At 53.8% G+C, this 16,541-nt stretch carries 17 protein-coding genes; 11 read left to right on the plus strand and 6 right to left on the minus strand.

The features are described 5' to 3' along the window. The first annotated feature begins 18 nt into the window (after window positions 1-18). From ACLM7Z_RS08930 to trpS, 6 genes are all read left to right on the plus strand, one after another. Window positions 19-624, plus strand: a complete 606-nt coding sequence (locus tag ACLM7Z_RS08930; protein ID WP_273350400.1) for a stage II sporulation protein R — start codon at window positions 19-21, stop codon at window positions 622-624. Between the two features lie 22 nt (window positions 625-646). Further along, window positions 647-2,104 carry an O-antigen ligase family protein gene (locus ACLM7Z_RS08935; RefSeq protein WP_435644915.1) on the plus strand — a complete coding sequence of 486 codons (1,458 nt, stop codon included), beginning with the start codon at window positions 647-649 and terminating at the stop codon, window positions 2,102-2,104. Between the two features lie 102 nt (window positions 2,105-2,206). Further along, the gene (locus ACLM7Z_RS08940; RefSeq protein ID WP_435644916.1) at window positions 2,207-3,709 is read left to right on the plus strand and encodes an O-antigen ligase family protein; all 1,503 of its coding nucleotides are present in this window, start codon (window positions 2,207-2,209) and stop codon (window positions 3,707-3,709) included. An 86-nt stretch (window positions 3,710-3,795) separates the two neighbouring features. Continuing rightward, entirely contained in the window at window positions 3,796-4,476 is a 681-nt protein-coding gene (locus ACLM7Z_RS08945; RefSeq protein ID WP_435644917.1) for a peptidoglycan recognition protein family protein, read from the plus strand. Between the two features lie 54 nt (window positions 4,477-4,530). Continuing rightward, entirely contained in the window at window positions 4,531-4,701 is a 171-nt protein-coding gene (locus ACLM7Z_RS08950) for a DUF1540 domain-containing protein (RefSeq protein ID WP_407922950.1), read from the plus strand. A gap of 218 nt (window positions 4,702-4,919) precedes the next feature. Beyond that, window positions 4,920-6,008, plus strand: a complete 1,089-nt coding sequence (gene trpS, locus ACLM7Z_RS08955; RefSeq protein ID WP_273350397.1) for a tryptophan--tRNA ligase — start codon at window positions 4,920-4,922, stop codon at window positions 6,006-6,008. A gap of 155 nt (window positions 6,009-6,163) precedes the next feature. On the opposite strand, the gene ACLM7Z_RS08960 is transcribed toward trpS, so the two are convergent. Genes ACLM7Z_RS08960 through ACLM7Z_RS08970 form a run of 3 tightly spaced genes read right to left on the minus strand, consistent with a single transcriptional unit; the run spans window position 6,164 to window position 9,157 of the window. Further along, on the minus strand, window positions 6,164-7,438 hold the full coding sequence (locus ACLM7Z_RS08960; RefSeq protein WP_435644918.1) for an amidohydrolase: 1,275 nt from the start codon (window positions 7,436-7,438) through the stop codon (window positions 6,164-6,166). Beyond that, on the minus strand, window positions 7,435-8,526 hold the full coding sequence (gene mtnA / locus ACLM7Z_RS08965; RefSeq protein WP_087018185.1) for an S-methyl-5-thioribose-1-phosphate isomerase: 1,092 nt from the start codon (window positions 8,524-8,526) through the stop codon (window positions 7,435-7,437). The genes ACLM7Z_RS08960 and mtnA overlap by 4 nt, the downstream gene beginning before the upstream one ends. After that, window positions 8,519-9,157, minus strand: a complete 639-nt coding sequence (locus ACLM7Z_RS08970) for a class II aldolase/adducin family protein (RefSeq protein WP_087018183.1) — start codon at window positions 9,155-9,157, stop codon at window positions 8,519-8,521. The genes mtnA and ACLM7Z_RS08970 overlap by 8 nt, the downstream gene beginning before the upstream one ends. Window positions 9,158-9,346: 189 nt before the next feature. On the opposite strand from ACLM7Z_RS08970, the gene nudC reads away from it, so the two are divergent. The 5 genes from nudC to ACLM7Z_RS08995 are packed head-to-tail and all read left to right on the plus strand — an operon-like array spanning window position 9,347 to window position 13,042. Beyond that, complete coding sequence (gene nudC / locus ACLM7Z_RS08975) at window positions 9,347-10,204, plus strand: NAD(+) diphosphatase (protein ID WP_273350396.1); 858 nt, start codon at window positions 9,347-9,349, stop codon at window positions 10,202-10,204. Continuing rightward, entirely contained in the window at window positions 10,201-11,331 is a 1,131-nt protein-coding gene (locus tag ACLM7Z_RS08980; RefSeq protein WP_435644919.1) for a 4Fe-4S dicluster domain-containing protein, read from the plus strand. Before nudC ends, ACLM7Z_RS08980 begins: the two co-directional genes overlap by 4 nt. Then, a complete protein-coding gene (locus tag ACLM7Z_RS08985; protein WP_087018177.1) occupies window positions 11,324-11,578 on the plus strand; it encodes a hydrogenase maturation nickel metallochaperone HypA in 255 nt (84 codons plus the stop codon). The genes ACLM7Z_RS08980 and ACLM7Z_RS08985 overlap by 8 nt, the downstream gene beginning before the upstream one ends. 13 nt (window positions 11,579-11,591) lie before the next feature. Continuing rightward, entirely contained in the window at window positions 11,592-12,218 is a 627-nt protein-coding gene (hypB, locus tag ACLM7Z_RS08990; protein WP_242969808.1) for a hydrogenase nickel incorporation protein HypB, read from the plus strand. A gap of 17 nt (window positions 12,219-12,235) precedes the next feature. After that, on the plus strand, window positions 12,236-13,042 hold the full coding sequence (locus tag ACLM7Z_RS08995; RefSeq protein ID WP_165761054.1) for an alpha/beta fold hydrolase: 807 nt from the start codon (window positions 12,236-12,238) through the stop codon (window positions 13,040-13,042). A gap of 65 nt (window positions 13,043-13,107) precedes the next feature. On the opposite strand, the gene ACLM7Z_RS09000 is transcribed toward ACLM7Z_RS08995, so the two are convergent. From ACLM7Z_RS09000 to ACLM7Z_RS09010, 3 genes are read right to left on the minus strand one after another with little or no spacing between them, the layout of a single operon-like run. Beyond that, on the minus strand, window positions 13,108-14,499 hold the full coding sequence (locus ACLM7Z_RS09000; protein WP_435644920.1) for a peptidoglycan D,D-transpeptidase FtsI family protein: 1,392 nt from the start codon (window positions 14,497-14,499) through the stop codon (window positions 13,108-13,110). Next, a complete protein-coding gene (locus ACLM7Z_RS09005; protein ID WP_273349841.1) occupies window positions 14,393-15,859 on the minus strand; it encodes an FtsW/RodA/SpoVE family cell cycle protein in 1,467 nt (488 codons plus the stop codon). The genes ACLM7Z_RS09000 and ACLM7Z_RS09005 overlap by 107 nt, the downstream gene beginning before the upstream one ends. Window positions 15,860-15,870: 11 nt before the next feature. After that, window positions 15,871-16,350 (minus strand): FHA domain-containing protein, encoded by a 480-nt coding sequence (locus ACLM7Z_RS09010; RefSeq protein ID WP_165761052.1) that lies wholly within the window; start codon window positions 16,348-16,350, stop codon window positions 15,871-15,873. Window positions 16,351-16,541 lie beyond the last annotated feature (191 nt).

Genomic DNA, 16,541 nt, shown 5'->3' on the forward strand with positions numbered 1-16,541 from the left:
CGAAAGGAAGCTGTACTTATGAAAATCAAAAACATGCGCCGCGCGCGCTGGGAATTGACGGTTGCACTCACACTTTTTTTCGCGCTGTGTTATGCAGCGGCTTGTGATACCGTACAGAAGGAGCTGGCGGACGATGTTCTGCGCCTGCGCGTGGTCGCTCATTCGGACTCGGAAGAAGATCAGGCGCTCAAGCTGCGCGTACGCGACCGCGTGCTGGAACTCATGCAGCCGCTGGAGCAGCAGGCAGACAGCCGTGCGGATATGCAGCAAATGCTGCGTGCGCACATGCAGGAAATCGCCAATGCCGCCCAGCAGGAGGTCTATGACAACGGGCACACCGAGCACGTTACTGCATGCTTGGCTGAGGAATGGTACCCGACACGCGATTACGCGGCATTTTCGCTTCCGGCAGGACAGTATGAAGGGCTCCAGATTCGTATCGGACAGGCGGAGGGTCACAACTGGTGGTGTGTGCTGTATCCGTCGCTGTGTTACGACGCCGCAAGCGGGGAACGGGCTTTAACGGAGGAAGAAGATGCACTGATTCACAGGGACGGTACACAGTATGAGATCCGTTTCCGCACGGCGGAGCTGTTGGGCAGCCTGCGCGGCGTGCTGCAATAAACCGGGGAAAGGAATTTTGCTTATGTCACAACAACAACCTGCTGCGGCGGGGCAGACGTACCTGCGGCAGCATCTGCCGCAGCTGATTTTGCTGCTGTTTATCGCGCAGCCAGGTATGGATGTGCTGTCCTACTGGCTGGATGCACTGGGCGGAGGAAATACTGTCTCCCTGTTGTTGCGGTTTGCCATGCTCGCCGGGACAGCGCTGGTGGGCTTTGGGCTGAGCCGGAACAGAAAAATTTATTTTGCGCTGTGTGCCGTGCTCATGCTGCTGGCAGCAGGGCATATCTGGGCGTGCGGGACAGCAGGCTATTCCGATCCGGTCTATGATCTCACCAATTACATCCGTGTGGCACAGATTCCACTGTTTGTCTTCTGCTTTGTCACGTTCCTGCGTGAGGGCGGGGAGGACAGCTACCGCGCGATAGAGCGCGGCTTTGCCGTCAATTTTGTCATGATTGTCGCGGTCGAGCTGCTCAGTGCGGCAACCGGAACCAATCCGTATACATATCCCAACAAGTCCATTGGCTTGCTCGGCTGGTTTTATTTCGCCAATTCGCAGAGTGCGATTTTATCGGCATTGGTTCCCGTGCTGCTGATGCAGGCGATCCGGGCCAAAAAAACACTGTGGACAGTGGCAGCAGCAGTAGCTTCGTTCGGGGTGCTGTATCTGTTTGCGACGCGGCTGGCGTATTTGGCGATTTTCGTCAGCGCCGCCGGACTGATTCTCGTCATGCTGCTGTGCCGTCGATTGGACAAAAAGGCGGCAGCTATTTTGCTGGCAGGGGCAGTTATCTGCGGTGCGGGCTATTTTGTTTCACCGATGTACCGCAATCAGGCGGAGCATCAGGACATTGTACGCGAAAAGCAGCAGCGCGCAGACGAGATGATTGCACAGGCAGAGGAGGAATACGGCACAACGGTGGAGCAGTCGCCGGAGCTGTGTCTGCTCCCGGTTTATGAGGAGCATCTGGGCGGGCTGGTCGATCGGTTCGGCGCGGCGCGTGTCATGCAGCAATACGGCTATTCACGCGATGCGGAGCGCCTGTCCGGCTGGCGCGAGATGAAAATCACGTATTGTCGGCTTTTGATGGAAGACACCGGTCTGCCTGCCGTACTGTTCGGCATGGAGCTGTCCGACATGACGTGGGACGGCGAGACCTATGATGTGGAGAACGATTTTCACGGCATCTTTTATCTGTACGGTGCTGTCGGGCTTGCAGCGTTTATTCTGTTCCTGTTGTATTTTGCGTGGCTGATCGTGCGAGCCATGCTGCGTGATTTTTCACGGTATTTCACGCTGGAAGCGGGCGCGTTCGGCATATCGCTGTGCCTGCTGCTCGTGCATGTCTATTGTACGGCCGGCGTTGTGCGTCGTCCAAATGCTTCGTTTTACCTGTCCGTTGTGCTGGCAGTAATCTATTATTTTGTAAAAATCAAAGCGTACAGCGCGGAGCAGGAAGAGCTGCCGCCTGCTTGACAAGTTTCTTGTCGAACGGTATAATGTGTTGCGTTATCCAAGGGAAAATTGCTGTTTTCCCGCATATGGCAAATAGAGAAAGGGTATTGTTAGGAGTCTATGATGGCTGTTCAATTGTTGGAGCGATGCCGGTCAGTGCTGAAACAGCATCTGGCTGTGTGTATCTTTGTTTTATTCGCCGCCCAGCCGGCGATGGATGTCCTGTCCTTCTGGCTGGATCGATTGGGAATGAGCACCGCACCTTCGCTGCTGCTGCGCATGCTGGTGCTGGCGGCAACGGCGCTGGCGGGTTACATCCTTTCCGACCGCCGGAAGTATTACTGGTATCTTGCGGCAGTATGCGCGGTCTTTTTTGTGCTGCATATGGCGGGCTGCTTCATCGCGGGGTATGTCAGCCCGGTTGCGGATTTCACGAATTATATCCGTGTGATTCAAATCCCGCTGTTCACCTTCTGTTTTATTTCGTTTTTAAAGGCTGACCCGCGCACATTCCGCTGGGTCAAAGCTGGATTTTTTATTTCCTTCGGTATCATCACGATTGTCGTTCTGCTCAGTGTCATCACCGGCACCAATCCGCATACCTATGTGGACACGCAGTCGGGGATTCTGGGCTGGTTTTCGACTACCAATTCACAGGCATCCATTATGAGTATGCTGACACCGGTGCTGCTCTGTATGGCATATCGGGCAAAACAGCCATGGATTTTGGCTGTGGTGGCCGTCCTGAGCTGTGGACAGCTGTATTTTCTCGGTACCCGGCTGGCATATATGGCGATTTTTGCCTCCACCATCGGCATTCTTTTTGTCACGGCGGTATGCGGGTATGCAGATAAAGTGAAATATGGTATTCTCGTGCTGGTTGCAGCCATCAGCCTTGTGTGTTTCAAAATTTCTCCGATGTATGAGCATCAGATGAGCTATGGCCAGACGATGCAGGAAAAGCAGAGTGTGCTCAACTCGATGTCGGCTGACCGCGGTACCTCTGTTCTGACAGAGGAAGAGAAGGAAGAAGAAACCAGCATCGATAAAATGCGTCAGTTCAATCAGATTTATGTGTATTACCGTTCTGACCTCGTACAGCGGTTTGGCGTGGAGAAGGTGATGGAAAACTGCAATTTTTCCACGGATGTCTCCCAGATCACCGGTGCACGCATGAGTAAAATCATGTTCTGCTCGCTGCTGATGGATGAGGAGCCGTTCTCATCCCGCCTGTTTGGCCTGGAACGCGATAAGATGGTATACAAGGGTGACATGTATGACGTAGAGAACGATTTCCACGGCATCTATTTCCTGTATGGCATCGTCGGGCTTATTTTGTTTCTGGCATTTCTGGCGTATTTCCTGTATCTTGTCGGCTGGGCGCTGGTGAAGGACGCGAAAAAATATTTCACGCTGGATGCGGGCGCCTTTGGCATTTCGCTGTTGCTGGCACTGATTAACGCATATAATACGGCAGGTATCCTGCGCCGTCCGAATGCGTCATTCTATCTGTCTGTGATTCTGGCAGTTATCTATTACCTGGTAAAGATCAGAAAATATCCTCAGACGGCGAAGTCTTCCAGAAGAAAATCCTTGTTTGCATTGCGGAAGAAAAAGTCTGTTTGAATTTCCAATCCCGTTCGGAATTTGTTCCGGGCGGGATTTTTCAGAACCGTTCCACATACATTGTTTTGCGGCGGAGGTGAGGCGCAGTGGCACGGAAAAAGAAAAAAGTATCATCGGGTGCCATGCTCTGGCTGCTGTTCGGTGCCATTCTCGCCGTTACGCTGTCGGCATGTGTGCTGTATGCGGTTTTCGGCCCGGAGTCTTCACAGGAGCAATCGGACGCACCGGATTCCATTGCAGGTCTTGCCGTACATACCGATTACATCCCGCAGGATTCACCGGCGCGTCCGGAGAAAAAACGCACGGTGCGCTATATTGTAATCCATGAAACTGACAATACGGGTGCGCATGCAACCGCAAAGGCACACAACGAATACATCCATGAAAATTGCTGGAAGGAACAGAAAAGCTGGCATTATACGGTAGACGATACGGAAATCTGGCATCATCTGCCGGACAACGAGGTTGGTTACCATGCGGGTGACCGCATGACACCGGGCGGCGGCAATCAGTGCGGTATTGGCATTGAGCTGTGCGTCAATGCGGGCGGAAATTTTGACCACACAATGCGCAACGCGGCACAGCTGACGGCATATCTGCTGCTCAAATATGACTTGCCGCTGGATGCTGTCAAGCAGCACCGCGATTTTTCCGGAAAAATCTGTCCACAGACCATCATTCATGAGAACAAATGGAACGATTTTCTCAATATGGTACAGGGAGCCTATGATGCACAAGCGCTCCAGAACGCACAGCAGAGTGAATAAATTGTGCGCGGGCGGGCATGCTATAGGTGAACCAATCAAAAGGAGGACATTGTTATGATGGACAAATGTCATGCAAACAAGAGCATCCGCTGTTCGGTACAGCAGTGCAAGAACCATTGTTCTGACGCAGATTATTGCGCGCTCGAGAGCATTCAGGTCGGCACCCATGAGATGAACCCGACTGAGAAGAAGTGCACTGACTGCGAATCGTTCCAGATGGGCTGATCGCCTGCCGGACAGGCCGGGCAGCCGTCTGGCCGGAGCGTTCGGACAGGAACCATTGTTCTGCGGGAGAAGCATGGCATGTATGCCATGCTTCTTCTGCGTTTTGTGCAAGACACAGCGTACAAAATAACTTGCATTTATGGGCATTTTGTATTACATTAGTAAAGGAAACAAACGTGCGCATGCTGTGTGCTGTGCGCCGCTTAGGAGGAAGTACATTGGGTAAGATTATTTTGACCGGAGACCGTCCGACCGGCAGACTGCATGTAGGACATTATGTCGGCTCGCTGAGACGGCGTGTTGAATTACAGAATTCCGGAGAATATGATAAAATTTACATCATGATTGCAGACGCGCAGGCATTGACCGACAACGCCGACAATCCGGAGAAGGTTCGCCAGAACATCATTGAGGTCGCACTGGACTATCTGTCCTGTGGTCTGGATCCGGCAAAGTCTACACTGTTTATTCAGTCACAGGTGCCGCAGCTGTGCGAGTTGACGACCTATTATATGAATCTCGTCACGGTATCCCGCCTGCAACGCAACCCGACCGTCAAGTCGGAAATCCAGATGCGCAATTTTGAGGCCAGCATTCCGGTTGGTTTCTTCACCTATCCGATCAGCCAGGCGTCCGATATCACCGCATTCCAGGCGACTACTGTCCCGGCGGGCGAGGATCAGATGCCGATGGTCGAGCAGACGCGCGAAATCGTCCATAAGTTCAACAGTGTATACGGCGAGACCCTGACCATGCCGCAGATTCTTCTGCCGGACAATCAGGCATGCATGCGCCTGCCGGGCATTGATGGTAAGGCGAAGATGAGCAAATCGCTCGGCAACTGCATTTACCTGTCGGATGAACCGGAGGAAGTGCGCAAGAAAATCATGAGCATGTATACCGATCCGGATCACATCCGCGTACAGGACCCCGGCAAGATTGAAGGCAATACGGTCTTTACCTATCTGGATGCATTCTGCAAGCCGGAGCATTTCGAGCGCTACTGGCCGGAGTATGCAAATCTCGATGAACTCAAGGCCCATTACCAGCGCGGCGGTCTCGGTGATGTCAAGGTTAAGAAATTCCTGAACAATGTCCTTCAGGAAGAGCTGGAGCCGATTCGTCAGCGCCGTAAGGAGTTGCAGAAGGATATTCCGGCGATTTATGAAATCCTGAAGGAAGGCAGCGCAAAGGCGCGTGAGGTCGCAGCACAGACGTTGCATGATGTGCGCGATGCGATGAAAATCAACTATTTCGATGACGTGGATCTGATTGCAAGCCAGTCGGAGAAGTTTCGTCAGGACTGAAATGGATAACATATCTGAAAAGTTGAAAATTTCGCCTGTTTTTGCAAATGCGGGGTGATTCCTTGCGTTTGCGAAATCGTCGAAAATTTCTTCGGTTTCAGATCGCGCAAAAAAATCCACCTGCAAGGGTGGATTTTTTGCGTGTATTTGTGTGTTTATTGCGCTTTCAGCTGTGCGGTAATTTCATTTGCCTTGGCGTAAATCGATGCAGGATCTTCGCCGACATCGAACTGTCCGTTTTCATACAAAATTTTACCGGCAACCATTGTCAGCACGACGTTCTGCTTGCTGCCGCTGTAGACGATGTTTTTGCTGATGTTGTTCAGCGGCTGCATGTTTGGCTGGTTCAGGTCGAGGACGATCAGGTCTGCCTGGCTGCCCGGAGTCAGTGTCTCGCAGTCGGTCAGGCGCATGGCCTTCGCTCCGCCGACTGTCGCCATGCGCAGCACGGCGTTTGCATCGACGGCGGAGGCGTCATTTTCGCGTACCTTGGCGAGCGCTGTAGTCAGGAACATCTCGCGGAACATGTCGAGACAGTTGTTGCTCGCCGGACCGTCCGTACCGATGGCGAGATTGACGCCTGCATCCAGCAGCGCCTGAATCGGTGCGATGCCGCTGGCGAGCTTGAGATTGGATGCCGGGTTTGTGATGACGGAAATACCGCGCTGCTTGAAAATCTCAATGTCCTCCGGCGTGATGTGGACGCAGTGATATCCGCCGCCGCCGTAGTCGAACAGGTGCAGTGAGTCGAGGTACTGTGTCGGTGTCATGCCGGTCTTTTCGACACAGGACTGCACTTCGGATGCGGTTTCTGAATTGTGTGTGTAGACCGGGGCGCGGTACAGCGCAGCGAGTGCCGCGAGATCCTCAAGAATATCGCGCGAGGTGGTGTATTCCGCATGGAAACCAAGCTCGAATGAGATCAGCGGGTGATAACCGTTGTATTTCTGGTACCATTCACCGATCAGGGCGGCAGACTGGCTGAAATCGTTGACGGCACCGGTCAGTACGGTGCGGAAGCCGCAGTCAATGGACGCCTGTAGAATGGAATCCGGTGTGAGATACATGTCGAAATTCGCCGTGATACCACTTGTGAGGTATTCCAGAATGGCGAGCTTGGACAGATGGTAGATCAGGTCTTCGTTCAGTTTGGCCTCCATCGGGAATACCTGTGTGTTCAGCCAATCGTGCAACGGCAGGTCATCGGCATACGAGCGCAGGAATGTCATCGCAGAATGCGTGTGCGCATTTTTGAAGCCGGGCAGAATCAGATTGCCGCAGACATTGCGCTCGACATCCCAATGGATCTCCGTCGGCTTTTCCGCGCCGACATAAGTAATTTTGTCGTTTTCAATCCAGATTTCGCCCCAGATGGGTTCAGTTCCGTCCGCCATGGTCAGAATGCGGGCGTTATACAGGCGGGTGTTCAAAGCGGATTCCTCCCTTCGCCGGATTGTCCGGCGGTTTTCTGTGCAAAGACCGTGCGCAGGCTTTCGGTATATGGCGCGCGGCAGATGCCGTATTCGGTGACAATGCCGGAGATCAGGCTTTGGTCGGTGACATCAAATGCGGGATTGTAGCACTTGACCTCCGGCAGCGCCATCGGTTCGGCATAGAATTTCTGTTTGATTTCCTCAGGGTCGCGCTGTTCAATCGGAATATCCGCGCCGGTCGCACAGGACAGATCAATGGTGGACGTCGGGCCGAGTACATAGAACGGAATACCGTAGTGCCGGGCAAGAATGGCGACGCCGGAGGTACCGATTTTGTTTGCGGTATCTCCATTGGCCGCGACGCGGTCACAGCCGACAAAGCACGCCTGTATCCAGCCATTTTTCATGACCAGGCTGGCCATATTGTCGCAGATCAGAGTGACGTCAATGCCCGCGCGGCTGAGTTCATAGGAGGTAAGCCGCGCGCCCTGAAGCAGTGGACGGGTTTCATCGGAAAAGACATGGAAATGCATGCCGCGTTCTTTGCCGAGGAACAGCGGGCCGAGTGCAGTGCCGTAGCGCGAGGTGGCCAGTGGACCTGCATTGCAGTGCGTCAGGATGCCGTCGCCGTCTTTGATAAGCGTCAGGCCGTATTCCGAAATGGCGCGGCACATTGCGATGTCTTCCTCGTGGATGGCGATACATTCGCGGTGCAGGGCGGACAGCATGTCCGCGATGGATGTCTGTGCAGCGGCGATGTCCAGCATACGGTTCAGCGCCCAGCTCAGATTGACCGCAGTCGGGCGGGAGGATGCCAGATAGTCCGCCTGCTGCCGGAGCTGTGTGAGGAATGCCTCCGGTGTATCGGACGAAACCTGCTGTGCGAGCACATACAGGTCATATGCCGCACAGATACCGATGGCGGGCGCACCACGTACCTGCAAAAGCCGGATGGCATCGAACATTTCCTGCGCTGTGCGCAGAGTCAGATATTCTGTGCGGCAGGGGAGCTGTGTCTGGTCGAGGATGACGACAGCTGTGCCGTCGTCAGTCAGATGGACGTGGTCGGACAGATATTCATTCATGGTAGGGTTTGCTTCCTTCCTCATCGATGACCGCCGGAATTGGGCTGCCCGTACTCATGGCGAGCCGGACTATTTTGGCGGAATCCTCGACGTATATACTGTTGGTGTACGCCTGCTCGAGAGTGGCTCCTGTTGTCACAACGCCGTGGTTGGCGAGCAGACAGGCGGGTTTGCGGCGCAGAATAGGCAGACAGTGTGTGCCGACGGCGGCGGAGCCCTGGGCGGCATATGCCGCGACCTCGATGCTGCCGCCGAGGAACAGCAGCATTTCAACAAGCACGCACGGGATTTCCCGGCGCAGCACGGCATAGGCGGTGGCGTTGGGCGAGTGCGTGTGCACGACGGCGCGCACCTCCGGCAGATTTTGATAAAGCTCTGCGTGCATTTTCCATTCGGACGACGGCTTGCCGCCGTCCAGCACGGTGCCGTCCAGCTGCATCAGAACGATGTCCTCCGGTGTCATGACCGAATAATCCATGTTGCTCGGCGTAATCGCCATACAGCCGCTCTCCGGGTCATAGCAGCTCAGGTTTCCGCTGGTTCCTGCCATCAGGCCGGAATGATATGCACGCTGCGCGGTCGAGACAATGTCTGCCCGCAGCGGCGTGAGATGACATAAGGATGGTTTCATCTGTGATTCCCTCCAATCAATACCATAGTTATTATACTGAAATTTTACGTGCTGTTCAACTCGGAGCCGGCAGAAATGCTTGCATTTTACACGACAGAACGTATAATAAAAGAAGCGATAGAAATGCATAATATGACCGCAATAAAATAAAAAGATATTCATTCACAGAAATGAATTGGGAGGATACCTATGATTCAGGAAATTGGACAGCATATGCTCAGTACCGAATTTGCAAAACCAAAGCCGAAGGCAACCGATTTTGTGCTGCTGTTTGAGCATACCGATGTGTTCCTGCTGCCGGAAACCGGCACGCTGCCGACATATCGTGACTGGTGTGCACTGGGCGGCTCGGATGAGCTGCTGGTACATATGCTGGAGGTGGACGGCATCCAGTTTTTCACTGTACTCGATCTGCCGGAGGATATCCGCAGTCAGTTGAAAAAGGATGTTTCGCGCTGCCTGCGTACCGCCCAACCGCGCTGGCTGCGGCTTGCAGCAGTTACCGGCCTGCATCTGTACCAGTGGTTCCAGACACATCGCTTCTGCGGTGTGTGCGGCGCTCCGATGCGCCCGGATGCAAAAGAGCTGGCCATGCGCTGTACCAATGAGGACTGCCATTCGGTCACCTATCCGACCGTGTGTCCGGCAGTGATTGTCGGTGTGCGCAATGGTGACCGCATTTTGCTGACCCGTTCTTCGGTCTATAAAAATCCAGTCTATGCACTGGTTTCCGGTTATATGAGCGTGGGCGAAACGATGGAGGAGACCGTGCATCGTGAGGTACTCGAAGAAACTGGTCTGAAGATTAAGAATCTGCAATACTATGGCAATCAGCCGTGGGGCTTCTCTGGGGCACAGATGATCGGCTACTGGGCAGAACTGGACGGCAGCGATAAAATCACGCTTCAGGAAGATGAACTGAAGGAAGCAGGATGGTTTACACCGGATGAAATTCCGCCGGCATATGAGGAAGACCCGCTTGATCTGACGCATTATATGATCGAACAGTTCCGCGCACGCAGGCTGCCCGGACAGATGCAGGCATGACGATCTCGGACGAGAAAATCAAACAGCTTGGCGCGCAGATGAATGCAAAATCGCAGTTCACCATTCCGCTCGTACAGCCGGTAAAAAATTGCTTCCGCATCGTCATGAATGAGGAAGAAGCAGACTTTCTCCTTGCCGTGGGCGCGCGGCAGATGACACGGGAGCAGCTGTGTGAACTGTATGGCAAGCCACAGCAGTTTGACGCATTTTTTGCGGATATTCTGCGCAAGAGCCTGATGTGGAAGCGGAACGGAGCCTATGAGCTCGCACCGATTTTTCCAGGTTGGATTGAGGTCTATGGCGGCGGCTCGCTGGATGATCCCGCTCGCAGGCGTATGATGGAGGAATTTGCGGCATTTGAAGACTGGCTGCTGCGGCTCAATATCCCGCCGGTGCGCCTGTATATGAACCATGTCAACAGCCGCACGATTCAGCAGCTGCCCGCACGCATGTCGGTTACGGTTTCGCGCGGCAAAAAGAGCATCGCGCTGGATGAACCGATTACGGCAGAGCAGGCGGTCACGACAGCGGGGGAAATCATGCCCATGCTCGAACGACATGCGGATCAGCTGGCGGTGATGAACTGTTTCTGCCGCACGCTGAGGCGCGTGAAGGGGGAAAGCTGTGCGTTTGACCTATCGCTGGAAGGCTGTATGATGGTCGGTGCGCTCAGCGAACAGATTGCAGACAGCGGCATCGGCCGAAAAATCAGTCTGGAGGAAGCCAGACGCATGATTGCGGATTTTGAGCAGAAGGGCTGTATCCACACGATTTATCACTATGGCATGGACACCAATCAAGAGGAAATCGCGATCTGTAACTGTTGTGTCGACTGTTGTTTTCTCTATCACGGCTATCGCAGCGGGTCGCTGTCGCAAATTCTGGTGAAGGCATACGTTATGCCGGAGATTGTGGATGAGAACGCCTGTGTCGGTTGCGGCAAATGCGGAAATTTCTGCCCGACGGAGGCGACCTGGTATGACAAAAAACAGAAAAAGCTGAACTTCCTGCCGGAAAGCTGCATTGGATGCGGACAGTGTGCGGTACAGTGTCCATTCCCGGTGCGCGTACTGCGCAGGAACGAGCGGCAGGTGTTTGTCCGGACAAAGAGGCGCACCCATGCATGAGGGCGCAGTCTGCCGGGAAATTCTGCTGATCGCGGAGCGTGCCGCGCAGCAGCACGGCATTCGCGATATCACCGGCATTACGCTTGCTGTCGGTGCGCAGTCCTGTGTCAATCCGGCGCAGCTGCAATTCTTTTTTGAGATTGCGAAGCAGGGCACGCAGGCGTCACATGCCGTGTTGACCATCGAACAGGATGACACGATTACAGGCGCGCGGCAGGAATTTGTCCGCGGCATAGAGGGGGATTGACAGTTTGAAGCAAGTGGAACTGAATGAATCGGTTTATGCGCGCAATGACAACATTGCACAGCGTGTGCGGCACAGACTGGATGCGCAGGGCATCCGCCTGTTCAATCTGCTCGGCACGCCCGGATCGGGTAAGACGACACTGCTGGAACAGCTGCTCCGGCAGGACGCAGCACACATTGCGGTCATCGAAGGTGACCTGTTTACCGACGAGGACGCGCAGCGCATACGTGCCTGTGGGGTGCAGGCAGTACAGCTCAATACACAGGGCGCCTGCCATCTGGAGGCAGATGCAATCGAAGCCGCACTGGATCAGTTCAATCTGGACGGGATTACAACGATTATCATCGACAATGTTGGCAATCTGGTTTGTACGGCGGAATTTGCACTCGGTGAGCACAAGCGGATTGCCGTCATCAGTGTGACCGAGGGAAATGACAAACCGCGCAAATATCCGCTGATTTTCCAGACATCCGATCTGGTGGTGCTGAATAAGATGGATTTGCTGCCATATACCAACTTTGACCCGGTGCGTTTTGCACAGGATGTGCATGAACTGAATCCACGGGCGAAAATTGTGCATTGCTCTGCGGTTCACGGTGACGGCGTGCAGAAGCTGAGAGAAGATATGATGAGAGATTGAGAACAGGAGGAATGGCTGTGGTCGGGAAGCTGATATCTTCGCCGCGCGGAGCGACGTATTATTGGGTGGAGCGCCATGCGGACGCCGATGCGCCGTGTATTGTATTTACACATGGCATTGCAGTAAACCACCATGCGTTTGACAAACAGGTACCGTATTTTGGGCGCGATTACACCGTTTTGACATGGGACATTCCACTGCATGGCAGGTCGCGTGCCTATCAGGATTTCTCGTATGCGCATGCAGCGGAGGAGCTGGAAGCGATTTTGCAGCGGGAAAGGCTGTCCCGTGTGATTTTGGTGGGTGTCGGCATTGGCGGCTATGTCTGTCAGGAGTATACAGCTCAGCACCCGGAAAAGGTACAGGCATTTATCGGTGTCGGCGTCATGCCGTTTGGCGATCAGTATTATTCGGCGGCAGAGATGCGGCAGATGCGCCGCGTACCGATGTCGGTCAAACGTCTGCCGGAGCATCTGCTGCACACCAGTTTGGCGCGGGCACGCGGGCAATCCAGCTATGGCTATCACAATGCACTCGCCATGATTGAGCAGATGCCGAAGCGTGAGATCGTCCAGGTATTTCGTGACACATTTGAAGACCGGTTTACACGCAGAGAAGCGATTGATTTCACCTGTCCGGTGCTGCTGATTGTCGGTGCTTTGGACTACGAAGGTAAATTTGCGGAATACTGCCGCAAATGGTCAGAGCAGAGCGGATATCCGATGCATGTTATTTCGGCGGCGGCACACAATGCCAATGCGGATAATTTTGACGAATTCAACGATGTGGTGGGAAAGTTCCTTCGCAGAAAGGTTTTAAGATAAGAACAGAACAAAAGCTCCTGTCCCTTTTTATCGGGAACAGGAGCTTTTATCATGCATATCATATATTATTCGTCACTGTTAGAGCTGTTGGAGCTGCTGTTTTTGGACTGGTCATAATCAACCAGTGCGTCGTACAGCTGGTCGACGGAATCCTTGTAGTAGATACCATCATGTCCCTGATGTGCCGCCATGACGACGACGACATATTTCGGGTTCTCCGACGGGGCGAAGGTGACAATCCAGGCGTTGGTGTTGGTGCCGGTCTGCGCCGTGCCTGTCTTTGCCGCGATATCCCAGCCCTCCGGGCCGACATAATCGAAGCCGTAATGCTCTGCTGCCAGTGTCATTGCGCTGGTGACCTGATCTGCCGTTTCCTTACTGGTCACGGTAGTCAGCTCGGTGGTCTGTCCGGTCGTGACGTTTTTGCCATCGCCGGTGTCGATAGACTGAATCATGTACGGCTTGAGCATGACACCGTCATTGCCGATCGCCTGTGCAGCCATAGCCATGTAGAGTGGCGTGACTTCGGTTTTGCCCTGACCAAAAGCAATGGAGCCAACAACCTCATCGCGGTAGTCCTCAAAATCGAGATTGGAGCTGAGCGTTGTGAAATCCAGCTGAATGTCTTCGCCGAGCAGGAACTTGCGCAGACTTGCCTCCAGCTTGTCGCTGCCCATTTCCAGCGCCTTGGTGATAAAATAGACGTTGGAAGAGTTCTTGATCGCGCCGTCCAGATCGATTTCGCCGAATGCACGGCTGTCATAGTTGGTGATTGTCTGGCCGTTTTTAAAGGTATACGAGCCCTGGTCGTTGACTGTGGTATCTGCTACGCCGTTGTCAATGACCGCGCAGGCCGTAATGATTTTGAAGTCAGAACCGGGGGCAAAGGTCGATTTATAGGCGTTCGGCAGGAACAGGCCATCTACCGAGCACAGCTCCGACCAGTTGTCCTCGAGCGTTTCCGGCTCATAGGTCGGTGTGGATGCCAGCGCGAGAATTTCACCGGTCTGCGCATCGAGCACAACTGCGGCGCCCTCTGCAATGTTGGAAATCGAATCATATGCGGCGTTTTGCAGATCGCGGTCCAGCGTCAGCGTGATGTCGTGACCCTTTTTGGTATCACCCTTGCATTTGCTGGAGACCAGCTCGGTGTTAAATGTCTTTTCAATACCGGTGGTACCGTAAATCCGCGAGAAATAGCCGGTTACTGTGGAAAAAGCGCGTCCGCCGGTGTATTTGCGGGTGCCGTTGACCTCTTCGGAATAGTTGATTGCTTTTCCGTCGCGGTCATAGATTGTGCCGCGCAGATAGGTGCGCTGTGCGGTTTCCGCCGCCGCAGCTTCACGGCTCTCAGGATTTCCGAGCGTTGTCCACACCAGTCCGACGCCGACTGCGATTGCGCACAGAAGAAACGCGGTTTGTATGCACTGTACGCGCTTTTTGAAGCTTGGTTTCATAATGGGAGTAGTCCCTCCTTCCATCCCAGAGATTTCCTGCGGAGATTACGAGGATAACCGCCAGGAAGATAAACGTTGACATGAGCGAGGAACCGCCGCGGGAGATGAGCGGCAGCGTGATGCCGGTGAGCGGGAACATGCCAATCGAACCGCCGATGATGATAAATGCCTGAAGAATCAGCTGGAAGCACAGGCCTGCGCATACAGCCTGATGGTAGCGATCCGAGCAACGGAAATAGATGCGCGTGCCGCGAACCAGCAGCAGACCGAACAGGATGCAGACCGTCAGCGCGATCAGCAGGCCGCAGCGCTCGGTGAGCGCCGGGAATACCATGTCGTTGGTTGGGTTGGACAGCGGTGTTGTCGTGTCGCTGCCGAACAGGTTGGAATTGAGCAGCGCCTTGCGCGCCTGTAAAATCTGATAGCCTGCGCCCTGCGCATCACTTGCCGGGTCAAGCCAGTAGACAAATCGGTTGGAAATTTTCTTGATCTGTGCCAGAATAAAGCTCATCGGGCCGAAATCACTTGTGCCGCCGGTTACCTTGAGCAGTGCCATGCAGCAGGCTGTGACCGCTGTGCCGCCCGCCAGCAGAATGCTGAAGACGGAAATGAATACCTTGATATCTGGGACAAACAGGAAAATAAATGCGAGAAATGTGCACAGAATCAGCAGGAAGGTGCCGAACTCGCCCTGAATACCGAGGAAGCCGAGGTTGACCAGTGTGAACAGGATGGAAGTCCAAATGCGCTTGCGCCCGGGCTGATCCTTGGTGCACAGCAGACCTGCCATGACGAGGACATAAATGCCCTTGTTAAATTCAGACGGCTGGATGGACATACCGCCGATGCGGATCCAGTTGCGCACGCCGCCGCCGACTGCCGCGCCGAGAACCAGCGTGGCGAGATAGAGCACGACGGATGCGATCATCAGGATCGCCACGCCATTGGCCGATGCGATCACCGGCATACGGCGGTAAAGGAAGCCGCAGATCAGACCTGCGGCAGCTGCCAGCGCATAGATGACGATCAGCGATTTCGGAATACCGTCCTCCTTGAGGAGCATGCATTGAATCATTGTGCCGAAAGTCAGCAGCATAGCGGCGTTGATAAAGAAAGAGATTTCCGCGCCGATGCGATTGACAAGGAACCAACCGCCGTAGGTGATAACCAACAGCGGGATCATCATATACAGGTATGCGGTGCCGCGTCCGCTGACCATGACAATAAGCAGAGAAACCAGCTGGAACAGAACGAACAGGACAATCGGCTGGGAACCGATGGTGCGCAATTCTGAACGAGCCGGTCTCTGCTTTTTCGTTTTTGGTGCCTTGGCTGTTTTTGGGGATTTTTTATTAGCCATAATGCTCTCAATCACCTCCGGATAAACTGCGTATCATCCGACACGTCATCGATTGCGCGTTCGATCTGAAGGATGGTCGTGCCGAGCTGGATGCGTTCTCCGCCGACAATCGGCGTCTCGGAACGGGGAACCTTATTGACAATTGTGCCATTGAGCGAGCCGAGGTCGCGCAGGCAGACCTGTCCATTCTTGCGGAACAGTTCGGCATGCTGGCGGGAAACCGTCGAATCGGTGATAATCAGGTCGTTGTCATTGCGGCTGCCGATGGTGAACGGGTAATGTGTGACCGGCACACGCCGACCGACATAGACGATAAAAAATTCGATCGGGGTCTGCATCGGCGGTTCAGGCTTCGGCGATGCCGGCGGTTCCTTTTCCGGCTTCTGTTTGCCGGACGGCTGGTCAGACGTTGCGAAGCTGTTTGCCTTTACTATAATCAGTACTGTCAGAATCACGATAACAGCAATAAGTATTGGTTTCAAAAAACTCATCGGTAATCCTCCTGTGTCTCTCCATATTATAGCATAAAAATTGAAATTGCAAATAGTTTTTATAAAATATATCGCGAATCTTAAAAAACCACCAATTTTTGCCCTAAACATGTCCGTTCTTTGTAAATAAAATGCGGATGTCGTTCAAAAAGTATCAGGCTTGTATGACATAGCAAATTCTTAACACTGCG

This window comes from Butyricicoccus porcorum, assembly GCF_051246315.1.
Taxonomy (GTDB): domain Bacteria; phylum Bacillota; class Clostridia; order Oscillospirales; family Butyricicoccaceae; genus Butyricicoccus_A; species Butyricicoccus_A porcorum.